The organism is Herbaspirillum sp. C9C3 (assembly GCF_013359625.1).
Taxonomy (GTDB): Bacteria; Pseudomonadota; Gammaproteobacteria; order Burkholderiales; family Burkholderiaceae_D; genus Herbaspirillum.
On the sequence record NZ_JABFMQ010000002.1, the window covers coordinates 113090 to 137059 of the forward strand.

Below are 23970 nucleotides of genomic sequence, written 5' to 3' on the forward strand. Positions count from 1 at the left end.
CATCAGGACCAAGGGTGACTGAGGGCGATTTGAGTAAGCGGCCTCAGTCGCTAATCAGTGGCCACTCCCTAAAGGAGACGGAAGGGTTACGAATGGCCTCAGGTAGCCAGTGCAAGGCGTCATAATTGTCGGAAGAGCGTCCGAGTCCACATTCCCAGATCACGATCACTTTCCAGTTGGCACTTTCAAGAGCTTCAAGATGGCTCCGGTCTCTTTCGACGTTTTGCGTAAATTTGGATGCCCATTTTTCTGGATTGGTTTTGGGCTTAGCTGCTTTCTTGCATCGTTGATGTTGATGCCAGAAGCAACCGTGCACGAAAATGGCAACCCTGTACTTCGGAAGCACTATATCAGGGGAACCTGGAAGCCTTTTGTCGTGAAGCAGATAGCGGAATCCTCGCGCATGCAGGAACAATCGGACCTGCTTTTCGGGTAGCGTATTTTTAGACCGTATGCCAGCCATCATCCGCGATCGTGTGGATCTGTCGACTACATCCATGCTTTCCTGGTATCCTAGCCGTTTAGTTAATTGACTCCCAGGGAATGACTCACCCAGTCGCCAGTAATTCTATTCCGATCGTTGATCTGTTTGCCGGCCCCGGGGGGCTTGGCGAAGGATTTTCCGGATTGCCTAACAACGCATTTCATATCGCCGTTTCGGCTGAAATGGAGGCATCCGCTCACCAAACACTTAGATTGAGAGCCTATTACAGAAGCCTGAAACGCAAAGGCTTGGAGGCGCTGCGCCCATATTATCTCTATTGTAATGGCGAGGCGGAGCTTCCTTATGATATGGCTTCGCTCGCGGACTGGGAAAGTGCGGGGCGCGAAGCGCTCCAATTAACGTTGGGCAACGAAGAGGACAATCGTCGCCTCGAGCGTGTGCTGAAAGAGCAGAAAATTGGTCCCGGCATTCCGTGGGTATTGATCGGCGGCCCACCTTGTCAGGCTTATTCCTTGGTCGGGCGCTCCCGCAACATGGGAACTGCTGACTACGTGCCAGAAAAGGATCACCGCCATTTTCTGTACAAGGAATACTTGAAGATTATCCAGCGCTACAGACCATCGGTGTTTGTCATGGAGAATGTCAAGGGAATCCTTTCTGCTTCCGTTGGTGGGAAGCTTATCTTCGAAACGATTTTGCGGGATTTGGCAGATCCAGACTTGGCTATGGGCAACAAGCCAGGAAAGTACGGCTATCGTATTTATTCTCTGTCGTGCCAAACGTATTTTGACCGGACCATGGTTCCTGACGATATTAATCCGAAGGATTTCATATTACGAGCAGAAGACTACGGCATTCCTCAAGCGCGTCATCGCGTCATTCTGATCGGTGTAAGGGATGACATTGATGTCGCTCCCAGCGCCTTGCAGAAGCAAATGGAATATCGGACTGTTGAAGATGCTATCGGCTCGCTGCCGCGTCTGAGGAGCCGCCTCAGCAAGCAGGCGGACAGCCCGGAGCTCTGGGCAGACGCTGTGAATCGGCACCTCAAAGATATGCGAATCGCAACGGCAGGTAGCGGAGGAATGACCGATATCCGTGCCGAGCTTGGGAGGTATGCGGGGAAAATCGCATCTGATATGGACTCGGGCGCCCTAAGGTATCCTCGAACCAAGGGAGAGCGATCATACGATTCTCCGCTTGAAAAATGGTATACGGATAAGAACCTCAAGGTATGGCTCAACCACGATGTCCGATCTCACATGAGTAGTGACTTGGCGAGATACGCATATGCCGCAGTATTTGCCTCAGCCAGAAAGAGGTCGCCTTCGGGACATGAGGAGTTTGATCTGCTGGAAAGTCTTCATCCCAATCATGAAAATTGGATGAGCGGAAAGTTCAAGGACCGATTCCGTGTGCAGCTCAGGGAAATGCCTTCGACTACTGTGACGAGCCACATCGCCAAGGACGGCCATTATTTTATTCATCCGGATCCGGCCCAATGCCGAAGCCTGACGGTGAGAGAGGCGGCGCGCCTGCAGACCTTTCCTGATAATTATTTTTTTCAGGGCAACCGCACACAGCAATATCATCAAGTGGGTAATGCAGTGCCTCCCATGTTGGCTCGGAAGATCGCAAAGAAAGTATTGGCGATCCTCGAAAGCCGTGGCGCCAAGGATTTTTAGAAAGACTCGCGATGACATCACCATGTTGATGTCATCGCGGGAGCCAACATGCAGAGCCTATTTCTTTGTTTCGTTTCTGAACCCTTCATCCTCGGCAGTTTTTTTGAGCGTCATTAGTTTTTTCCAGCTCGCCTCCTGAGCTAGCTTCAGGAATCCCTGTGTCGTACTGGCACGTTGTAGCAAGCTCCTGTCGGCTGGCGAGAATAGGTCAATGCGGCTTCCCGACCATCCGTACAGTGCAGCCCAATATCCGGCCATGCAAAGTGCGAGTGTTTCAGACTGCAGGTTAATTCCAGCGTCCACAGATCCTTTTTTCTTTTCTTCAACCTTTTTCGCAACGTGAGCTTCTTTGGTGATCGCCATCGCCTTGACGCTCACTTCCCAAGGAAGTCTAAGTTGGCTGATGCTTTCCCAGCATGCTTCTTTCTTGCACCATTCCCCGACGTTCTTCACGCCTGGAGGCGGAAGAAGGAGCGACGCTTGGACATGCGGCGCGAGTTGTTCGAGTCGTCCGGAGATTTCCGGTCCTGCATCCTGATTGTTCCAAACTCGTTCCAGGTCAATTTCCCCGCCCGCCTTGCGGACATCGTAGGCAAGCTTGGCAATAGAATAGGTGACGATATTTATCCGGTACCCGCCCTCGTACCATGAGTTTTTGGCGGAATCGACGATAGACTCCATTTTCTTCCAGATAATGGCAATGGCCACCATAGACTTGAAAAAGTCGTCGCCGTATGAGGCGCCAATGGCTTGCCAATGCTCGGCCTCGGTAATGTCGCTGTCTTTGCTGGAAAATTTCGCAGCAAATTTGGAGAAATTTTTCTGTGCACCCAAGCTAACCCAGTAAGGCTTTTCTTCCCAAGAGTGGCAGTATTTGGCGAGATCAGTTTTGCTGATCAGTTGCTCCGTAGGATATTGCAGCTCGAAGGATGCTTTCTCGGATTTTGTCAGATACAGGCGTTCATTCTGGAATTGTCCCCGCGAGCGCTCATAAAACCATTTACTCTGGATTCGATGACCTGCTACCGAGCGAGTAAGAAGTCGGCGTGAGACCTCTTCCATTTTTCGGTGGAAGGGATGATTTGCGAAGAAGTCTGCAGCAGCAACCTTGTTCTGAGTATTTGAATATTCAGCGATATTGGGTATTAGTTCCTGCGCCTTCTCTGGCAAAACCTTGGTAAGTTTCATCTGTACGGAGACGTCTTGAAGGCTTAATTTGTCTTTTTTTCGTGCGCTCAAGATGCTTGCGGTGGTTTGACCACCATTGACAATCTGAAGATCGATCAAGTGGGTGATAACGTCCCGCCCATTGACGTTCTGAACGGTTACATCAGACGCGGTTGCAGCGATGCCGTTGTTATAGGCAAAGAACAAGCTGGGTTCGTCTTGAATCGTGGCCCTGATCCCCTTGTTTACTCCGCCCTTCATACCGAGAAAAGATCGCACGTTGCCTTCAAGCAGGCGACTTCCATAACGGTCAAACAGATCCGCCAACTGATCGCCACGAATGACACATAGATATGAACGCAAGTTATCCGACTTCGCAGCTTCAATACATGGGATACCCGAACCGCCGAGAGCAATCAGATCAATGTCGACAACTTCTCGTTCGCGACCTGACTGATAGATCGCGGAGAGGCGTTGCAAGTCCCAAATGTGACGCTCGACAGGGATTCCTGCGATCTCGCCCTGAAGTTCCTCTTTGAAGCGGCTACTCAATAGCGAATTGCTGAAAATATGGAGGCGGATTCTGCTTATCTTCTTTTGCTCATTCCTGAGTTGCAGCGCCAACTCGTAGGCTGGGTTGGCTTCAGTGATACGTTCGCAGAGATCATTTTCAATCGATTCGCGAACAAAGTTCTCCAGCCAGCCTGACATTTGGGTCACGGTGTTGCTCGTCAGTGTCTGCGGTAACGGGGCATCCTCCCATTTTCCGATGACCAATCCAATGCTTCCGTCTGCCTCGTCAAGCCGATTGAAGCCATGAATCCGCATCTGTCGCGAATAACTTCCGGTTCCCCGATATTCGATACTTTCAAACTCCCCGAAAACAGGGTCGTCTTCAAGGCGGTCGGCTACTTCAGTAACAAATGCAAGGGTATCAACAAGATGACTGGCGGTACTTCGACGTGCGATCAGCTGGGACAATTCCACCAAGAATTCATCGATCTGCATTTGAAACCTTTCAAATTTGATACGGTGCTATCGAGGCAAGCGACAGGCCATAGGACAGATGAACCACCCCAATCGGAAGCATGTCATCCACGACTTTCGGAAATTGATCTGTGACGGCGAAGCGTCGTGCTTCAACCGGAACGAACGTGACCGTCTGGTAATAAGGATTTTCAACGTATCCCACTGAGAGCAGCTTCTGGCGAAATGCCCTCAGTGCCTCTGGCGAGCTATGCACAATATTCTCTATGCGGACTACCTGCTGTGCGAGTGAGATTGCTCCTGGCTCTTCTTGAGCACATTCCTTCAAGAAATATAGATGCAGTTCCAGCGGAAGAGTGCAGTCCAGCTGCGCGGCGGAGGAAATGGTAATTTCTTCTGCGAATGGTGAAATTGATTTGATTTCAACAGCATGTTCGGGGAAATGGAAATCTTGGTCGCCGCCCTCCGGGCCCGTCCAGGCCATTATCAAGGCATGCGGAGCATCTGGAAATTCCGAATTAAAATTCTCCAGAGCAAGCAACTCTCCCAATAGGCCCTTGATTTGATAAGACTTGAGCAATCCGTCATCGCTGTTGCCAAATAGCCTCTTCCATAGCACGAGGCGCTCCCGGAAAAGAGAGATCAAGCCTGCTTCGGTTAAGACATGGTGGGATTCGTCAATCAAATCTTGGCATAGTCGACCAAACACTTGTCGAAGGCTCTCGTTCTTCAAACGTAGAGCCATCAGCCACTGACCATTCAGTCGCCCCTGTCTAAAATAATCAAGAGCCCCTGTCTCGAAATCGATTGCAGGAGGCTTGGTGCGGCAGCTAAATGCCACGATAGCGAATCCTGAACTATCGATTCCAGCGAAGGTATCGAAAGCAGAAGTATTTTCAATCTTTAGCAGCCTGCAATTAGATTCACGCAGCGGCTCAAGGAGGGCGTCCTGTTGCAACTTGTTCCAGAGGGCTTCAATCGGTGTCATCGTCCTCACTCCCTTCTTCTCCAATAAGATCGCGCAACGCAACCTTATTTAATCGATAGACGACGTATTGCCCGTTCGAGCCAGGATCGAAATCAGGAAAGCTAATACTTAACGCCACTATCGGCGTCGTCCCAACTTCCTTTGGGTCCATCATGGCGCCGGCCTTAGTCTTTTCGCTAGGCTCGCCAGGTCTCAGAAAGTGGATTGTCAGCAACGGAAATGGTCGATGTTGCCTGTACATATAGCCCGGGACGCTTTCACCTAAGCCCGCATCCTTCTCTCGCTCTTTCCTCCATGCCTCATTTGCGGCATTAATCTCAGGATCTGACATGCCTACTTTTTCGTCGCTAGTATCCCCAACACGTTGCTTATTTAGCTTCAAATAGGGGGCGCCTTTTTGTACTTGTTCGAACTGGCGCTTTCGACATGACACTCCGCCCGTAACTCCTGCTTCGGTCGTGATAGTTAAGTCATCCACCGGATCGGCTTCGCCTTGTGGAATGCAGATATCCCAGTTCTCCAAAGCAGGGTAAAGATTTTCTTCGATGAACCTCAACAAGGGACGCCCCCCTGTTTCATCAGGAATAAATTGCATATTCAAGTTGCTGATGTTCATGGCAGCGAGAAACTGCGCAACTGCTTGCTTTTTTACACCCCGCCAGAAATAGCGCTTCTTTTGTACGTTTGCAGTTCCACGTTCCTTAATGAATTGCTTTACTAATTGGATGTTTTGTTGGTTCAACTGATCCTTTACGACGTAGGCCGTTTCGATTCCCGCACCACTAAAAGAAATAGAGTGAACGAACTCTTGCCCTGTGCGCATTTTGTTTTGCGCCGTTACGATCAATGTGTCCGGATGGGCCTTTACTCGAATGCCGAACCTTGACGGTGGAAGCCGGTCCGCGCTCATTCGCCGGAAGTCTGTCCGCAGCTCGGCAACAGCATTCGCAATATGTGCATACCAGTTCTGCGCATCACTATTCATCCAGATACGGAACAGATCATCGTATCCCGGGCGATACCCGAACCAGCGTCCCATCTGAAGCAAGGTGTCATAGGCCTTTGAGTTTCGATAGAAGTAGCTGACGCTCAAGCCTTCCAGTGTTAAACCACGCGAAAGCGTAAGGCCTCCGATGGCAATAACCCTTCTGCCCTTTTCCGTATTTTTATAGCGCGAGTAATCAAGCTTTTCCTCTGGTGCGGACTTCTGATTGATCGTAACTACTTTAATTGAGGCGACTGATTCATTGATCTGCGCTCGTATCTCGTCCCAAGTGACGCCGGCGTTTGCATACTCATCTTCGAAGACGGCCTTCAGTTCAACCAGCTCCGAATGCTTTTTCCAAGAAATGCTTGATAGATACTGGCGAATCTCCTCTTGCAAATTCCAAAGGAAGTTGCCGACTTTCTCCGAAATCCGTTTCTGGACATCGGTGAATCTGCTTACATTGACCAGCATGGAACGATGGCGCAATTCCTCCTCGCGAATGTCGCGGATGGCGCAGCTAATCAAGAAGACTCGAACAGCGTCTTTCAAAGACTCCGGAATGTCATCAATCGGAAGTTCCTTCTTGTGGGCATGAGGGATAATTTCTTCAGCGTCATCAATGTCACGAAGCTGCGCATGATGTTTCCCCTCCTCAAGGAAGATACTGCTCGCGCCGATGTAATTGGATGGTGTGTTCAGGCTGTAAATGAAATTGGACGGGAATAAATCGTCTTCTTGATCGGGGTTGATAAAGATATTGGCAAACGGCGTCGCCGTGTAGGCGACGTATGAGGAGCGGGAGAATTTCTTGAGAAGATCGCGAATTCCCGCGTTGATCTTGGCGGGATCTTCGTCCTCTTTCTTTACATTGACGGAGGCATTGTCAGCCTCGTCATCGATCACGAGGAGTGGAACATGGTGCTGGGCTAAACCCGATATTTTCATCTGAGCAGTTAGCCATTCATTCAGATTCTTGAGAGGAGAAACATTTTTCTTGATAACGAAAAGAATGGGCTCATTAATGTTTTTCAGTGGGATACGGCCCAAGACTTGGGCATTTGCTGTCAGAAAATCCGAATCGACGGAGGTCAGGACGTTCGCCGATTTGCTGCGGTAATTCCCCGCTCCGATAGCTGGTCTATCTGTGTTTTTCCCAAGCACGTCCCGACTGTCACGGCCTACAAAGCCAAAGTCGAGGCGCTCCTGACTTTGCTTACGAAGGTCTTCGATCATGCCGGTTAAAAGGACGATGACTTTATAGCCAGCGTCAGCTGCTTTTGCGATCACCCCGCTATAACTTGCTGTCTTGCCTGACTGAACATCACCCATGACAAGACCCCGAATGTTCCATCCTTCCTCGAGACTTGGGTTGCCGCACTCAGTGATAATGTTATCCGTATCTTCATCCAATACACGTACGACAGCGGGGCTCCATCCTTGAGATACAAGCAGCCGCTTGTAGCTGTCCCAATAATGCCACTCAATCTTCCCCTTCTGATCAAGGAGCCATGGTTCATGTGCATCTTCGCGAACGACTCCGCCTACCGAAACTTGAATGCCAATGGTGGATTCCAGCTTGCTGCGAATCCTTTTGAGTTCTGTTTCTCCGAGGTTGGAGTCAAGGTTTGACAGCATTGTCAGAACTTGTTCCAGAAGTGATTCGGTCAACGGCCTGCCGTTGATGATATTCATGGCGATGCCAACGTGATCCATTGCATATTTGCTCATCAGGAAAGCTCCTTGCGGATAGCGTCGTGAAATTGGGGAAATCTGCCGATTGGGTCAAGCGTGAGAACTACGCTCAAATCCAGCCCGGTGACACTCATCATTTTTGATGCGATGTCACGGATCTGATCTTTCTCGTTATTCGTTCTCTTCGAGCGCTGGTCGGAACACATATCGGAGTAGATTGACTCAAGGGGGAGCGCTGCCGCCAGCAAATCAAGAATATGTTGCAGCTTCTTTTGCTCGTCTTTGCCGAGAGAATCTGCCAATGATTTTATTGACGGATGCTCCGTATTGATCTGGTATCTGAACGATCCGTGCGATGTTTCTATTCGATCCCAGAATGGATGGAATACGGCTTGTGACTTATGCTTTCGTCCTGGATAGGTAATGGTCAGCTTGCTGGCATTTGCGAAATGCGGGATCAAGTCTCGCAGTCGATTGCGGATGATATCTGGGGGAGAGGCGGACGACTTCTTGATGTCCAGCGACCAAAGGTGATCTAGCGAGTTGGGAATGTCTACCTGTACTCGTGTCAGCTTGAAAAACTCTTCTTTTGGGGCCAAACGGAACCATGTTCCCCAGATCACCAATCTACGGTTTCTATAAATGTAAAAGCCTTGATTGTTTCGAAGGCTATCCAATCCCCCAGCAAGCTGCGCCTGTTCGGTGTTCAAGTGGCTGAGGTGAGGAAGAACATAAGGCTGGACAGCGATCGCTTCGCTACCAAGTCGGATCTCCTGGCCTTCCAACGGTTGGGTGAATGGACTCTCTTTCAGGAAAGGGTCCAGTGCATCAAGCTTTTGTCCATTGACAAAAATCGAGATAGGCGAGAGTCGATCCTCTTTTTTTGAGAATCGATGGAAGACAAACGAAAGATGATGATGAAGTCCCTCCATACGCGTCTTCATTTCATCAACAGGATGCGCCGAGCCTGCCATCAATTTGTCGAGGGACTGCCATACGACGAGCGTGCCACTTTCTTGTTCCAGGAGATTCTCGAATAGCGGCAGTTGCTGAAGTATCTCGGCCTCGGGTACAACGACCATCCATCTCTGCACGTTTTTGACGAAATCTAGATCCCAGCAGCGAGCATGGACATGTCCCTCCTTTTTGCTGACGACTGTCAACTTTCGGCACTGAGACAATGATGCCGTCTTCAATCCCAAGCCAAACCGGCCGAGGTCATGCGCAGCACGGTTTTCAACCGGATTGCGGCTTCCGTGACGCATCGCATCCGTTAGTGCGGAAGCATTCATGCCCCGTCCATTGTCCAGAATCGCAACGAATGGTTCTTGCGTTGCATCGTACTCAATCTGAATAGCCGAAGACCCTGCGGAGATACTGTTGTCAATCAGATCGGCCACTGCGCTCTCGGTCGTGTAACCCACCGCGCGCATGGATTCTATGAGGCTGACTGGATCAGGAAGTACTTCTATGGTTTCGGATTCTTCCGTTGCTGGCTTCTTGGATAGGCCAATGTTCATGTTTCCCCCCGATTCGCGTCCTGCGTAACTTTTAATTTCTGCGACCTCATTCGATTCTAAGCGATGTTGCCGAAAAGATCATGGTGTACGCAGATCTTGGATGCTTGGCTGACCGGTGAAGCGAGAAGTGGGGGAATTGACCAGTGCGATCTGGTCTCAGGGAAGAACTGCTGCCGGATTTGCGCTGGATGGGGCCGGTGCTCGAGGGGCGGACGGTACGTCCTGATGCCGCGCATTGGAGTTCTTGCGTCTTATTTGCCGCAAGAAGTACTTGGAAATACTTTATACGTGCGTAACTTTTAATTACGGGCGTTTTATAGGTTGTGTCGAACGCGGACGGAGGGTTTGGCGAATTTTTTTCGCCCCCTTTTGGCTTCCAATGCTCGATGGCATCTTGGCTTCGAGCTTTTTCCTCGCCGGATTCAGCGCGGAGTTGAGGGTGGGGCGCGAGCCATCCTGCAGCTAATTGACTGCAATGAACGGGGCGAAAGCCACATTGCCATGCGTCCTTTCAACTTGACGGACGCTAATGCCGAGAACGATATAAAACAAAAAACCCGCCCTTCTTTCGAAGAGGCGGGTTTTTCGGACGGCGCCGCATACGCATGATTGCACATGCAGCGACGGGTATCTGGTGGTGATAGGTGGACTTGAACCACCGACCCCAGCATTATGAGTGCTGTGCTCTAACCAGCTGAGCTATATCACCAGGAGGCAAGCCCGAGACTATAGAGGTCTCGTCGCTGTCTGTCAATACTTTTTCCGTATTTCCTGATTATTTTTATCCACAGCCGCAGCAGTTCATCCACCGTGATGTTCCGCCACCGCCTGTTGCACCCGCGCCAGTACCTCGGCCGTGGCGTGTGGCCGGTTGCAGTCGATGCTGATGCGCTCTGGCATGGAACGCAGCCAGGTCAACTGACGCTTGGCCAGTTGGCGCGTGGCCGCAATGCCCTTCTCGCGCAGCTCGGCCGCATCGATGCTGCCATCCAGGTATTCCCACATCTGCCGGTATCCCACGCAACGCATCGAGGGCAGGCCCAGGTGCAGGTCGCCGCGCGCGCGCAGGGCGGCGACTTCGCGCTCCAATGCGCCACCGCGCAGCATCAGGTCAAAGCGCAGTGCAATCCGCTCATGCAGCATCGCACGATCAGCAGGCTCCAACGCCAGCGGCAATAGCGCGAAAGGCAAGGGCTCAGGTGGCTTCTGCGACAGCAACGACGACATCGGCTGCCCCGTCAGCAAGCGGATCTCCAGCGCGCGCTGAATGCGCTGGCTGTCGGTCGGCTTCAGACGCGCGGCCGTTACCGGGTCCAGCGTGGCCAGGCGCGCGTGCATGGCCGGCATGCCGATGCGCGCTGCTTCTTCATCCAGTTGCGCACGCAGCACAGGATCAGCCTGCGGCAGCTCATCCAGACCATCCCGCAATACCTTGAAATACAGCATCGTGCCACCCACCAGCAAGGGCAGCTTGCCGCGCCCGGCAATCTCCTGCGTCAGGCGCAGCGCATCCTGGCGGAACTGCATGGCCGAGTAAGCCTCGGTGGGGTCGAGGATGTCGATGAGGTGGTGCGGCACGGCAGCCAGTTCTTCCGGGCTGGGCTTGGCGGTGCCGATGTCCATCTCGCGATAGACCAGGGCCGAATCGACGGAAATGATTTCGCAGGGCAGGTGCCGGGCAATCTCCAGCGCGGCCGCCGTCTTGCCGGACGCGGTGGGGCCCATGATGGCCACGGCCAGTGGGAGGCGCTGGGTCATCGCACCGTCCTTACTGGCCACGCAGGAAGAGCTTGTCCAGATCCGACAGGCCCATCTGCGTCCAGGTGGGACGGCCATGGTTGCACTGGTCGGAACGCTCGGTGGCCTCCATCTGGCGCAGCAGCGCATTCATCTCCGGCAACGTCAGGCTGCGATTGGCGCGCACCGCCGTGTGGCAGGCCAAGGTGCCGAGCAGTTCGTTGCGACGTTCCAGCAGGACACGCGAGCCGCCATATTCACGGACATCGCGCAGCACATCGCGCGCCAGGGTCTGGGCATCGGCATTCTTCAGCAGCGCCGGGACGGCACGCACGGCCAGTGTCGTCGGTGACATCACTGCGATGTCGAAGCCCAGGGCCGACAGCGTCTCATGGTGTTCTTCCACCGTGCCGACTTCCACCGGGTCCGCATAAAAGGTGACAGGGATCAGCAAGGGCTGCACGAACATCTCGTTGCCATCCAGCGCCGTCTTCAGTTGTTCGTAGAGGATGCGTTCATGCGCCGCGTGCATGTCGACCACCACCAGACCGGCCCGGTTCTGCGCCAGCACGTAGATGCCATGCAGTTGCGCCAGCGCGAAACCGAGCGGGAAGTCGCCCTCGGGCAGCGGTGCAGCGGGCTCTGCAGCGGTCTGGAAAGCGCTGCCGTCGCCGCCCTGGGCAGCAGGCTCGCTGCGGAACATGTTGCCGTAAGCGGCGCGATCCTGGCGCACGCCAAAGCCGCCGCTCCCCTGCGCACCGTTGCCGGCAAAGGAGAAGGGGCGCGGCTGTTCGGCGAACTGGGCGGAGAAGCTCTGCTGTTTCTGTTCGCGCATCCAGGGCAGCGGGGCATTCGGTCCGCTCGCGGGCGCGGTGCTGCCGTCGCTACTGTCCGGCTGCTGTTGCGGCAGATTGCCGAAGGAGACTGCCGAGGTCTGCGCCAACGCGCGCGCGACCGCATGAAAGACGAACTGGTGCACCGCGCGGCTGTCGCGAAAGCGCACTTCGATCTTGGAGGGGTGCACGTTCACATCCACCAGCGCCGGGTCCAGCGTGAGCGAGAGTGCATAGGCCGGATAACGGTCGCCATGCAGCACATCCTGATAAGCCGCGCGCACGGCGTGGGTGAGCAGCTTGTCACGCACGAAGCGGCCATTGACGTAGAAATACTGACCATCGGCGCGCGCCTTCGAGGCCGTCGGCAGACCGACGAAACCATGCAGGCGCAAGGGACCGGCGCTTTCGTCGAGCGGCAGGCGGGCATTGGCGAATTCGTCGCCAAGGATGTGGGCACTACGTTTGGCGAATTCACCGACGTTCCAGTGATCGACTGTCTTGCCGTTGTGCGAGAGTGAAAAGCTCACGTCTGGGCGCGCCAGCGCAATGCGCCGCACGACCTCGGCGCAATGGCCGTATTCGGTCTGCTCGGACTTGAGGAATTTGCGTCGCGCCGGGGTGTTGAAATACAGATCCTGCACATCGATGGTGGTGCCCTGTGCGCCTGACGCCGGGGCCACGGTACCAAACTGGGAGCCGGTGATTTCCCACGCATGGGGGGCATCGGCAGTGCGGCTGGTCACGGTCAGTTGGGCGACCGAGGCGATCGAGGCCAGCGCCTCGCCACGGAAGCCGAGCGTGGAGACGTTCTCCAGATCAGTCAGTGAACCGATCTTGGAGGTTGCGTGGCGCGCCAGTGCCAGCGGTAATTGCTCCGGTGGTATGCCGCGTCCGTTGTCGGTGATGGCGATGCGTTTGACACCGCCTTGCTCCAGGCGCACGGTAATCTGCGTGGAGCCGGCATCGAGCGCGTTCTCCAGCAATTCCTTGACGACCGCAGAGGGACGTTCGATCACCTCGCCGGCGGCAATCTGCGAGATCAGCTGATCGGGCAGGGCCTGGATGGGGCGATGGGACGGGGCGGCAGCCGGTTCGGAGGCAGGGGAGGAGTGCGGTACGTTCATGGCGCGATTATACCTGCCGACGCCGCAGGCCGGATGTGACGAAGCCGCCCGGCGGCGGCTTCGAGGGTGGTTGTGCCATGCGTTTTTTCTGCGCGGCAATCAGTCAGTCACCATGCTGAAAACGATATAAATGATTTACACGCGGAAGGTGCTCACCGCTGCGGCCAGGCGTTCAGCCTGCTGCTGCAGCGATTGGGCTGCGGCCGCAGCCTGTTCCACCAGGGCCGCGTTCTGCTGGGTGCTCTCATCCATCTGGGCGATGGCGCGGTTGATCTGGTCAATGCCTTCGCTCTGCTCGCGGCTGGCCGTGGTGATCTCGCTGATGACGGTGGAGACGCGTTGCACGCTGGCCACCACGTCGTTCATGGTGTTGCCGGCCTGGGCCACCAGCTGTCCGCCACCGGCCACGGTCTGTACCGAGGCGTCGATCAGTTCCTTGATTTCCTTGGCGGCCGATGCGCTGCGTTGGGCCAGCGTACGCACTTCGGTGGCCACCACGGCGAAGCCGCGGCCCTGTTCACCGGCGCGCGCCGCTTCCACGGCGGCATTCAAGGCCAGGATATTGGTCTGGAAGGCGATGCCATCAATCACGCTGATGATGTCGACGATGCGTTGCGAAGAGCTGTTGATGGCATCCATGGTCTGCACCACCTGGCCGACCACTTCGCCACCGTGGCTGGCCACGTCCGAGGCGGAACCGGCCAGCTCATCAGCCTGAACCGCGTTGGCCGCATTCTGCTTCACGGTCGAGGTCAGCTCTTCCATGGCCGAGGCGGTTTCTTCCAGGGCGCCGGCCTGCTGCTCGGTGCGCGAGGACAGATTGAGGTTGCCGGCGGCGATCTCGCTGGCGGCGGTGTTGATCTCTTCGGTACCGGCGCGCACGCTGGAAACCACTTCCGACAGGCCCATGCTGATGCCGTTGAAGGCGCCCATCAGGCGACCGATCTCGTCGCTGCTGTGCACGTGCAGGCGGGTGGTCAGGTCGCCACCGGCGATGCGATCAGCGGCATCGCACACCGCATCCAGCGGGCGCGTGATCATGCGGTTGATCACCACCGTCAGGATCGCTCCCAGCACCGCCAGGAACAGCAGACCCAGGCCGATATAGAGATTGCGCATGGAGTTGACTTCGTGGGTGATCTCATCGACCGTCGCTTCACCGACGATGACCCAGTTCCACGGCGCATAGTGGGTGAAGACGGCGATCTTCTTGCGGCCATCGCTGCCGGTATAGCGCAGCTGCCCTTCCTTCTGCTGCACCATGGTCTTGATGTAGGTATCGCCGCCGGCATCCTTGGCCTCGATCAGGTTGCCGCCTTCTTCCTTGCCCTCGCGCGGGGCACCGGCAATCATCACGCCCTGATCCTTGCCCTGGTGGCCATTGAGGGCGTAGAAGTTGCCGGTCGCGCCGATCTTGAGGGACTTGATCTGATCCTTCAGAGCCTTCACGTCGGCCGAGATGTCGATGCCCACGTAGAGCACACCGATGATCTGGCCGGCCCCGTTCTTGATGGGCACGTACTTGGTGATGTACTGCTTGCCGAACAACGTGGCCAGACCGCTGTAGGTCTTGTCGGCCTTCAGCGCCGCATAGCCGGGATGGGCGCGGTCGAGCAGGGTGCCGACGGCGCGGTCGCCGTTTTCCTTCTTCACCGAGGTGGAGATGCGCACGAAGTCGTCACCGGTCTTGGCGAAGATGGTGGCGGTGACGCCGGTGTTGGCGGTGAAGCGGTCGGGGATGGAGAAGTCCAGGTTCAGATCACGACCATCGTTGGACAGCACCGGCGTGGCACGGTCGCCAATCTGTACGGTGCGACTTTCGTCCAGCGTCAGCTTGCCGAATTCCTTGTCGAACATGGTGGAGAAGCGGTCCACCTGGCTGTTCACGGAGCGGTCGAAGATGCCGACCATGTTGGCCACGCCGCGCGCATCGTTGCCCATCTGTTCGATGGAGCGACTTTCCACCATGCGCGAGGCAGAATAGGTGATCAGTATCAGGGCGATCACGAAGACGATGCCCACCAGGGCCACCGTCATGGCAGTCAGTTTTGCACCGACCGAACGGTGGAAAAGGGATGCGCCGCGCGCACCAGACATTGCATTGGCCATGGGTGTTGTTGTTCTTGAAGTCAAAGAATATGGAAAAACAAATACCGAACCAGAAACCATCCGGGGAGCGATGACGACGACTGCCTGCGTGTTCATCTCGCCAGCGTCAGCCCTCCTTGTTTCCGTCGTACGGAACGTCCTGCAGCACTGTGCCTGCGAACCGATGAGAGTCAGGCCAACGGGCTGACTTGCTGTATCGGATTGCCGAAACGGCAATGCCACTGGGTCGAAAACGTCATGAGCCACCTTGGTGGAGGTCCAACGTTCATGCTGAAATCACGGTACTTGCGGGGGAGGCCGTCAGTATATCGTCAGCTTTTTGCGGCAGATCAAAATACTTCGAATGTTTGCGCCCACATGTAACTGTGCTGTTGTTTTTCCAGCGGGAAAGTGCTTTTTTGGCATGAGATTTCCGGTCTCCCTTGCCCTTGCCGCTTTCCCTGGCGCTCAGATTCCCTTCACAGGTGTGCTTCCATGTTCCGTCGGCACCGGGCTGCTGCGGTAGTCGCGCACCCAGTGCTCCAGTTGATCGGCCGACATCGGCCGCGAAAAATAATAGCCCTGCGCCACGTCGCATCCCTGGCTGACCAGCAGGCGGTACTGCTCGGCGTCTTCCACACCTTCGGCTACCACGATGAGCTTGAGGCTTTCGCCGATGCGGATGACGGCATTGGTCAGGGCGCTGACCGCTTCGTCCTTGGCCATGTCGCGCACGAAGCTCTGGTCCAGCTTGAGTTCGCAGACCGGCAGCTTGCGCAGGTAGCCCAGGCTGGAATAGCCGGTGCCGAAGTCATCCATGGCCAGCGGAATACCCAGCGCATGCACGGCGGCGATGGTCTGGTTGGTGCTGGGGTTGGTATCCATGAGCACGGTTTCGGTGATTTCCAGGGTCAGGTCGGTAGGCGCCAGGCTGTAGCGGCGCAGCAGGCCGGTGAGAAATTGCGGCAGGTCGAGGTCGTGGAAATTGGTGGCCGAGAGGTTTACCGAGACCGACGGCACCTGGATGCCGCGCCGCCGCCAGTCGGAGAGCTGGAAGCAGGCTTCTTCGAGCGCCCACTTGCCCAGTTCGCCGATGAGCCCGCATTCCTCGGCAATCGGGATGAAACGCCCCGGGGAAATCTGCCCCAGTTGCGGATCGTGCCAGCGCGCCAGGGCTTCCACGCCATGCAGGCTCAGGTCGTGCAGCTTGATCTGGGGCTGGAAGTGCAGTTCGAAGCGGCCGCCGCGCAAGGCGTCCCGCAGTGCGCTTTCCAGGGCCAGGCGTTCCTGGGCGAGGCTGTTCATCTCCTCGCTGAAGAAACTGAAGCGCCCCCGGTTGACGGCCTTGGCCTGGTACATGGCGATGTCGGCGCGATGCAGCAGGGTCTCGATGTCGTGGCCATTGTCGGGGTAGATCGCCACGCCGATGCTGGCCGAAGGATTCAAGGGGGTGCCGTTGATGTGGCAGGGCATGGCCAGGCGTTCCTGGATGCGCTTGACCACTTCGGTGAGGTGGTCGGTGTCGTATTGGGTCAGTACCACCACGAACTCGTCGCCCGAGAGCCGGCCCACGATGTCCGAGCGCCGTGCCTGCGACTGCAGGCGGGTCGCTACCGTGCGCAGCAGTTCGTCGCCGGCCTGGTGGCCCAGTGAATCATTGACCTGCTTGAAGCGGTCCAGATCGATGAACATCACCGCCACCGTGCTGCGGTTGCGTTCGGCTGCCGCAATTGCCTGGCCGGCTTGCACCAGCAGCAGACTGCGATTGGGCAGACTGGTCAGCGAATCGTAGAAAGCCAGTTGATGAATGCGCGCGCGCGAGGCTTCGCGCTCGATGGCCAGCGCGCACAGGTGCAGGCCGGCATCGACCAGCAGGTGATGGAAGGCCGTGGGCTGGCGTGGCTGACGATAGTAGAAGCCGAAGGTGCCGATGACCTTGCCATCGGCCGACTTGATCGGGGTCGACCAGCAGGCATGCAGGCCATGGCCCAGTGCCAGCTCCTTGTAGTCGGCCCAGTGCGCATCGGTGGCGATGTCTTCCGAGACCACGCTCTCACCGGTATAGGCGGCGCTGCCGCAGGACCCCACCAGCGGACCGATCTGGATGCCTTCGATGGCGCGCGTGTAGCCCTCCGGCAGGCTGGGGGCGGCCAGGGTGTGCAGGCGGCCCTGTTCGTCCACGCGCAGCACCGAGGCGATCACCTCGGGCGCGACCCGCTCCACTTCCTCGCACAGCAGGTTCATCTGCTCGGGCAAGGAGCAATCCCGCGCCATGGCGTTGAGCACCCGGTACTGCAGGACTTCGTGGACCTTGGTATTGGTGATGTCGGTCATCACGCAGACGGCATTGATGAGCTTGCCCTCTCCATCCAGGATGGGATTGACCACGGCCGAGATCCATACCGGCTGTTCGTGGAAATCGTGGATCAGTTCCTCGGTGTGGAAGCTGTGTCCCTGCAGCAGTTCGCCGTGACAGCGTTCGATCGACTTGACGAAGGTCGGATGGTCGGCAAACAGCTCGCGCGGCAGCTTGCCGATGGTCTGCTGGCTCTGGAAGCCCAGCATGCGGGTAAAGCCGGTGTTGTGGAAGACGATGCGGTTCTGCTCGTCGGTGATGAGCACCGCGTTGTCGGTCTCGTTGATGCCCAGCGAGAGCAGGTGCAGGTGTTCGCGGTCGCTCTTTTCGCGGGTGACGCGATAGGTCACGTCGTTGCCGATGCAGATCACCCGTTCGAGCTGCCCTTGCGGATCGAGCAGGGGTGAATAGGTGGCTTCCCACCAGATCGTGCGTCCGCTGCGGGTTCGGCGCGGGAAGCGGCCCGAGAAGAAGCGGCCGTTGCTGACATCGTGCCAGAAGGCGGTATATTGCTCGCCGGCGGCGTAATCGGACGGGCAGAGCAGGCTGTGCGGCTGGCCGATGAGATCCTCGGCCAGGTATTCCATGGTCTTGAGATAGTTGCGATTGGCCGCCAGGATCCTGCCTTCGGGGGAGAGCTCGATGACGCCCAGCGAGCGGTTCAGGGCGCTGAGGACGTTGTTGCTGTGGTGCGAGTCATCGATGTGGGAACTGATGTCGGAGGCCGCCGAGATCACCTTCAGCAACTGGCCGCTGCCGTCCAGGATGGGACTGCACAAGGCTTCCAGCCAGACCAGGGTACCGTCGATGCGGCGGCGTTGCAGGGTGCCGGCAATCACTTCACCCTGGCGCAGGTGCTGCCAGAAATGCTGGTATCCGTCGCTGTCGGCATAGGCGGGATCGCACAGCATGCGGTGCGGCTGGCCGATGACTTCATGACGCTGGTAGCCCAGCATGGACAGAAAATTGTCGTTGGCATCCAGGATGGTGCCATCAGCCGCAAATTCGAGAATGGCCATGCAACGCCACAAGGCGCCCAGCAGCGCTTCGCGTTCATCCTCGCGCAGGCGCTGGTGGTCTCCCAGCGACTGCGACGGCTGCTCGAACTGGCCCACCAATGACCTCTGGCTCCCCATACAGCGCCCCCTCTGGCCGGTAATGACGCCTGGTGCGTCTTGCCTCATGCAGTGCGGAGTTGCATTGTCCCGGTTCCTCCGGCTTTTCGCCTGCCCGCGGCGGGCGCGATGGACCTCGTCCGTCAGCCCCGTCCTGTCTGCCGCGCAGCCGGGAACCCCGGCTCCGGAACAGGCAGGTTATGTTTCCTGGTGCATATAGTGCATATGAAATCTGAAGGAATCTGACTTGATCATATGCCAAATCCTTCCCCTTGTGCGTTCTCGTGCATCCACCGCCGGCGCAGTGCAACAGGCCTGCGATCTTGCGTGAGTATTGGTGCGGGAGAAGTTTCCTTCAAGGATTTTATCGACAGCGCGGCCAGCTTCTTGAGTCTGGCCGGGGCGAGTGCTGTATGATGCCTGCGCAGGCGTGGATGATCGCTTCGCCTGCGCGATAGAGCCCCGGCGGACACTGCTTGCGGGGAATATCCGGCCGCGTGGCGATGGGGAGTCCCGGCCTTGATGAATCACCAACGATTGGGCTTTATGGATTATCTGCAGTGGCTGGACGTGCTGTTGCACGTGGACAAATATCTGGGCGTCCTGATCGAGCAGTACGGCCCGCTCATTTATGCCGTGTTGTTCCTGATCGTGTTCTGTGAGACCGGTTTGGTGGTGCTGCCTTTCCTGCCGGGTGATTCGCTGCTGTTCATCGCCGGCACCTTCTGTGCCCTGGGGGCCATGGATATCTGGCTGCTCATGTGGCTGCTGGTGGCCGCGGCGGTGTCCGGCAATACGCTCAATTACTGGATCGGCGGCTGGGTTGGACAACGCGTCTATACCCACAACTACCGCTGGCTCAATCCCGACGCCTTGCGCAAGACCCACGCCTTCTACGAAAAGCACGGTGGCAAGACCATCGTGATCGCCCGGTTCACCCCCATCGTGCGTACTTTCGCGCCCTTCATCGCCGGCGTGTCGGCCATGCACTTTGGCCGCTTCCAGCTCTTCAACGTACTTGGCGCCTTCCTCTGGGTGGTCAGTCTGGTGGTGCTGGGCTACCTGTTCGGCAATATCCCGCTGGTGCAGGAGAACCTCAATACGCTGGTCCTCATCGGCATGGTCGCTGCGATTTTCCCCATCGTACTGGGGGCGTTGTGGCAGCTCTGGCGCAAGCTGCGCGGCAAGCGCAAGGTCAGCAACGCCTGATGTCCCGAGGGACTGTTACGCCAGTCCGCAGAGCCTGCGACACCCAAAGAAAAACCCGGCCTGCTGGCAGCGCCGGGTTTTTCATGGTCTGCCGGCAAGGGCAGGGCCTCAGGTCATCCGGTTCTTGGCCAGCGGCGGGTTCCTGGCGAAGTAGTTGCGGATACCGGTCAGGATGGCGTCGGCCATCTTGTCCTGGTAGTGCTCGTCGGTGAGCTTGGCTTCTTCTTCCGGATTGGAGATGAAGGCGGTCTCGATCAGGATGCTGGGGATGTCCGGTGCCTTGAGCACGGCAAAGCCGGCCTGTTCCACCATTCCCTTGTGCAGCTTGTTGATGCCGCCGATTTCCTTCAACACCGCATTGCCCACACGCAGGCTGTCGTTGATCTGGGCGGTGGTCGACAGGTCCAGCAGCACGCTGGCCAGCTGGCGGTCGTGGGTCTTGATGTTGACGCCGCCAATGAGGTCGGCGGAGTTTTCCTTGTTGGCCAGCCAGCGCGCCGCCGTGGAGCTGGCGCCCTTTTCCGACAGGGCGAACACCGAGGAGCCGCGCGCGGTCGGTTGCACGAAGGCATCCGCATGGATGGAGACGAACAGGTCGGCCTGTACCTTGCGGGCCTTGACCACGCGCTGACCCAGCGGCACGAAGAAGTCGGCGTCGCGGGTGAGCATGACGCGCATGTTGGGATATTGCTCGATCTTGCGCTTCAAGCGCTTGGCGATGGAGAGCACCACATCCTTCTCGCGGTTGCCGCGCGCGCCAGTGGCGCCGGGGTCTTCGCCGCCGTGGCCGGGGTCCAGTGCGATGGTGATCATGCGGGTAAGCTGCATGCGCGGCTCGTCCTGCACCACCTTGGGGTTGCGCTCGTTCTTGTCTTCCGGCGGCGGCTTGAGCTCGGCCAGCGGGGCCGGATCGGGTTTGGCCGGCGTCGCCGGGCCTTGTGCCAGGGGCGGAGTGGCCGGGGTTTCCTTGTTCCAGTCGCCCTTCTGGATCAGGGCGGCAATCGGGTCGGGCGGGTTGGCCGGATACAGGTCGATGACGAAACGATATTTGTACTCGCCCACCGGGGCCAGGGTGAAGACCTGCGGCTTGATCTCGTCCTTCAGGTCGAACACCAGCCGTACCACGCTGGGGCGGTTCTGGCCGACGCGTACCTGCCTGATGTAAGGATCGTTGGGCTGGATCTTGGCAACCAGGTCCTTCAGGGTGCTGTTCAAGTCGATGCCCTCGATGTCCACCACCAGGCGTTCCGGGTTCTTGACCACGAAGTGGGTGACCTTGAGATTGCTGTCGTTTTCCAGCGTGACCCGGGTGTAATCCTCGGACGGCCAGACGCGCACGGCCAGAATCTGCGAGGCCAGGGCGGGCAGGGGAGTGACGACGGAGACGAACAGGGCGCCGCCGGCTTTGATGATGGTGCGGCGGGTTTTGGACTTCACAGGTTGGGAGCGAATTTCAGTCGAGCGAGGCATTGATGACCCTTGTCGGACAACGCACGCAATTCTACATCACGACCGTCCCCTGCAAGCGACAGGTTGACGTGTATGTCCGGTGGCGGCAACACCGGATCGCCCTTTTCAGGCCATTCGACGATACAGACGGAGTTTTCGCTGAAATGTTCACGAAAACCGGCATCGAGAAATTCCTCCGGGCTGGCCATGCGGTACAGATCGAAGTGGATGACTGTTACCATGCGGCCTGCGAAGGAAACTTCATAGGGCTCCGCCAGCGTGTAGGTCGGGCTCTTGACGCGTCCCTGATAGCCTGCTGCATGCAGCAGGGCCCGCGTGAGCGCGGTCTTGCCCGCCCCCAGGTCGCCGTGCAGGTAGATGGCCAGGCCCGGCACCAGCACCTGCGCCAGGTCGGCGCCCAGCCGTGCGGTGGCGGTTTCGTCGGGCAGGTGGAGATGGAGTCGCTGCATCGTCATGCTGTTCTGGGTCATCCGGGATGGTTCGTTACAAGATACTGGTTTCAAGGTTCAATGCCGCATGTCGTCCGACTCTACACCCGTCGATCTTGCTGATCCCGCCTTCCTGGCGGCGCTGGCCGCGACCATCAAGCGCTGGGGCCGCGAGCTGGGGTTTGCCGACGTGCGCATTGCCGACGTCGATCTGTCACACCGCGAAGCGGGCTTCCAGGCCTGGCTGGACAAGGGGTATCACGGCGAGATGGATTATATGGCAAGCCACGGCATGAAACGCGCGCGGCCGGCCGAACTGGTGCCCGGTACGGTGCGCGTGGTCAGCGTGCGCATGCCCTATCTGCCGCCCGCCGTCGACCCCGCCCGGTCCGAACCGCCCGACTGGCGCGCCCGCGAAGAGGCGCGCAGTGCCGATCCTGCGGCGGCCCAGGTCTCGATCTATGCGCGCGGACGCGACTACCACAAGGTCCTGCGCGCGCGCCTGCAGCAGTTGGCGACCCGCATCGAGGGGCGCATCGGTGCCTTCGGGTATCGTGTCTTCACCGATTCGGCCCCGGTCATGGAAGTGGCCCTGGCCGAGAAGGCCGGGCTGGGCTGGCGCGGCAAGCACACGCTCTTGCTGCACCGGGAGGCCGGTTCGATGTTCTTCCTGGGCGAGATGCTGACCGACCTGCCGCTGCCGGTGGATGATCCGGTCACGTCGCATTGCGGCCAATGCAGCGCCTGCATCACGGCCTGTCCGACGGGCGCCATCGTCGCCCCTTACGAACTGGATGCGCGACGCTGCATTTCCTACCTCACCATCGAACTCAAGGGCAGCATCCCGGAAGCGCTGCGCCCGCTGATCGGCAATCGCATCTACGGCTGCGACGACTGCCAGCTCTACTGTCCCTGGAACAAGTTCGCCCAGCGCGCCAGCCTGCCAGACTTCGACCCGCGCCACGGACTCGATAGCGCCAGCCTGATCGACCTGTTCGGCTGGAGCGAAGCAGAATTCCTGAAAAATACCGAAGGCAGCGCCATTCGCCGCATTGGTCACGAACGCTGGCTGCGCAACCTGGCCGTGGGCCTGGGCAATGCCGCCGCGGTCGCTTCGCATCGGGGGGATGCCGCCATCGTGGCGGCCTTGCGTGCCCGCCAGGGGCATCCCTCGGCGCTGGTGGCCGAGCATGTGGCCTGGGCGTTGGCACGCCACGGTATCACCTAGCGCGCGTCGGCCGATCAGTGCACCAGCGCCAGCCAGATCGGGATGGTCAGCGCCGAGAGCATGGTTCCGAGTGAAATGAGGAAGGCCGTGAAGGGACCGTTGCCGCCCATGCGCGCAGCCAGGATGTAGGCGCTGGAGGCGGTGGGCAGGCTGCAGAACAGCACCACGATGCGCCACTGCAACGGCGGCAGGTGCAACAGCATGCCGACCACATAGGCGGTCAACGGCACGGCGAAGAGCTTGATCACGATGAACCAGGCCACCACCGGTTTGCTCTCCTTCAATCCCGACAGGCGCAGCCCGGCTCCGACCATCAGCAGACCCAGGGCGATGGAGGCGGCACCCAGGCGCGAGAGCACCACGCTGGCCGCTTCCGGCAGATGCAGGCCCAGTGCAGAAAACGTCAGGCCGCCAGCGGTCGCCACCAGCAAGGGATTGCGGGCCAGCTCGCGCAGCAGGTTGCTGTTTTTCGCGGCCAGCGCATGCACTGCGGCGATATTGCACAGGGGCACGCCAAAGCCCAGCAGGATGGCCATCAGGCCCGCACCTTCCTCGCCGGCCATGCGGGTGGCCAGTGCCAGGGCGATATAGGAGTTGAAGCGATAGGCGCACTGCATGCCCGACTCGTAGGTCATGGGCGTGGCACGCAACAGGGGTTTGCCCAGCCAGGTCAGCGCGATGCCCACCAGCAGCGAGCTCACGCCGGTCTGCACCATGCCGCCGGTGACCGAGAGGTCGACCTTCAGGCGCGCCGTGGAATAGAACAGCAGGGCAGGGAAGAGGATGAAGTAGACCAGCTTTTCCATGCCTGCCCAGAATTCGTCGCCCCAGTTGGAGAGACGATAGACCAGTACGCCCAGCACGATGAGGCTGAAGTCGGGCAGCAGGAGGTTGAGGATTTCCACAG

15 protein-coding genes and 1 tRNA gene are annotated in these 23970 nt (G+C 57.9%); 3 read left to right on the forward strand and 13 right to left on the reverse strand.

Going from position 1 to position 23970, the window contains the following annotated elements:
• Nucleotides 1–43: 43 nt before the first annotated feature.
• Nucleotides 44–499 (reverse strand): very short patch repair endonuclease, encoded by a 456-nt coding sequence (locus tag HNO82_RS02810; protein WP_175342675.1) that lies wholly within the window; start codon nucleotides 497–499, stop codon nucleotides 44–46.
• A gap of 44 nt (nucleotides 500–543) precedes the next feature.
• Between HNO82_RS02810 and HNO82_RS02815 the strand changes: the two genes are divergently transcribed.
• Nucleotides 544–2130, forward strand: a complete 1587-nt coding sequence (locus HNO82_RS02815) for a DNA cytosine methyltransferase (RefSeq protein WP_175342676.1) — start codon at nucleotides 544–546, stop codon at nucleotides 2128–2130.
• Nucleotides 2131–2187: 57 nt separating this feature from the next.
• Here HNO82_RS02815 and HNO82_RS02820 read toward each other — a convergent pair whose 3' ends face one another.
• The 9 genes from HNO82_RS02820 to HNO82_RS02860 all read right to left on the reverse strand — a co-directional run bounded on the left by HNO82_RS02820 (nucleotide 2188) and on the right by HNO82_RS02860 (nucleotide 18749).
• Nucleotides 2188–4305, reverse strand: coding sequence for an AIPR family protein (locus HNO82_RS02820; protein ID WP_175342677.1), 2118 nt, complete (start codon nucleotides 4303–4305; stop codon nucleotides 2188–2190).
• 10 nt (nucleotides 4306–4315) lie between these two features.
• Complete coding sequence (locus tag HNO82_RS02825; protein WP_175342678.1) at nucleotides 4316–5272, reverse strand: PD-(D/E)XK motif protein; 957 nt, start codon at nucleotides 5270–5272, stop codon at nucleotides 4316–4318.
• Complete coding sequence (locus tag HNO82_RS02830) at nucleotides 5259–7988, reverse strand: Z1 domain-containing protein (RefSeq protein WP_175342679.1); 2730 nt, start codon at nucleotides 7986–7988, stop codon at nucleotides 5259–5261. The genes HNO82_RS02825 and HNO82_RS02830 overlap by 14 nt, the downstream gene beginning before the upstream one ends.
• Nucleotides 7988–9472, reverse strand: coding sequence for an ATP-binding protein (locus tag HNO82_RS02835; protein WP_175342680.1), 1485 nt, complete (start codon nucleotides 9470–9472; stop codon nucleotides 7988–7990). Before HNO82_RS02835 ends, HNO82_RS02830 begins: the two co-directional genes overlap by 1 nt.
• Before the next feature lie 632 nt (nucleotides 9473–10104).
• Nucleotides 10105–10181: transfer RNA gene (locus HNO82_RS02840), tRNA-Met, on the reverse strand.
• A gap of 92 nt (nucleotides 10182–10273) precedes the next feature.
• The gene (miaA, locus tag HNO82_RS02845) at nucleotides 10274–11230 is read right to left on the reverse strand and encodes a tRNA (adenosine(37)-N6)-dimethylallyltransferase MiaA (RefSeq protein ID WP_175342681.1); all 957 of its coding nucleotides are present in this window, start codon (nucleotides 11228–11230) and stop codon (nucleotides 10274–10276) included.
• A 10-nt stretch (nucleotides 11231–11240) separates the two neighbouring features.
• Nucleotides 11241–13169, reverse strand: a complete 1929-nt coding sequence (gene mutL, locus HNO82_RS02850; protein WP_175342682.1) for a DNA mismatch repair endonuclease MutL — start codon at nucleotides 13167–13169, stop codon at nucleotides 11241–11243.
• A gap of 135 nt (nucleotides 13170–13304) precedes the next feature.
• Nucleotides 13305–15278 carry a methyl-accepting chemotaxis protein gene (locus HNO82_RS02855; RefSeq protein ID WP_175342683.1) on the reverse strand — a complete coding sequence of 658 codons (1974 nt, stop codon included), beginning with the start codon at nucleotides 15276–15278 and terminating at the stop codon, nucleotides 13305–13307.
• 447 nt (nucleotides 15279–15725) lie between these two features.
• The gene (locus HNO82_RS02860; RefSeq protein WP_175342684.1) at nucleotides 15726–18749 is read right to left on the reverse strand and encodes a sensor domain-containing protein; all 3024 of its coding nucleotides are present in this window, start codon (nucleotides 18747–18749) and stop codon (nucleotides 15726–15728) included.
• Between the two features lie 525 nt (nucleotides 18750–19274).
• On the opposite strand from HNO82_RS02860, the gene HNO82_RS02865 reads away from it, so the two are divergent.
• Entirely contained in the window at nucleotides 19275–19937 is a 663-nt protein-coding gene (locus tag HNO82_RS02865; protein ID WP_175342685.1) for a VTT domain-containing protein, read from the forward strand.
• Between the two features lie 108 nt (nucleotides 19938–20045).
• On the opposite strand, the gene HNO82_RS02870 is transcribed toward HNO82_RS02865, so the two are convergent.
• Nucleotides 20046–21407, reverse strand: a complete 1362-nt coding sequence (locus tag HNO82_RS02870; RefSeq protein ID WP_175342686.1) for an N-acetylmuramoyl-L-alanine amidase — start codon at nucleotides 21405–21407, stop codon at nucleotides 20046–20048.
• Entirely contained in the window at nucleotides 21371–21856 is a 486-nt protein-coding gene (tsaE, locus tag HNO82_RS02875) for a tRNA (adenosine(37)-N6)-threonylcarbamoyltransferase complex ATPase subunit type 1 TsaE (RefSeq protein WP_034349755.1), read from the reverse strand. Before tsaE ends, HNO82_RS02870 begins: the two co-directional genes overlap by 37 nt.
• Nucleotides 21857–21923: 67 nt before the next feature.
• Here tsaE and queG point away from each other — a divergent pair, with 67 nt between their 5' ends.
• Nucleotides 21924–23063 (forward strand): tRNA epoxyqueuosine(34) reductase QueG, encoded by a 1140-nt coding sequence (gene queG, locus HNO82_RS02880; RefSeq protein WP_175342687.1) that lies wholly within the window; start codon nucleotides 21924–21926, stop codon nucleotides 23061–23063.
• A 14-nt stretch (nucleotides 23064–23077) separates the two neighbouring features.
• Here queG and HNO82_RS02885 read toward each other — a convergent pair whose 3' ends face one another.
• Nucleotides 23078–23968: an AEC family transporter gene (locus HNO82_RS02885; protein ID WP_008325746.1), complete on the reverse strand. Its 891-nt coding sequence runs from the start codon at nucleotides 23966–23968 to the stop codon at nucleotides 23078–23080.
• Between the last annotated feature and the right edge of the window lie 2 nt (nucleotides 23969–23970).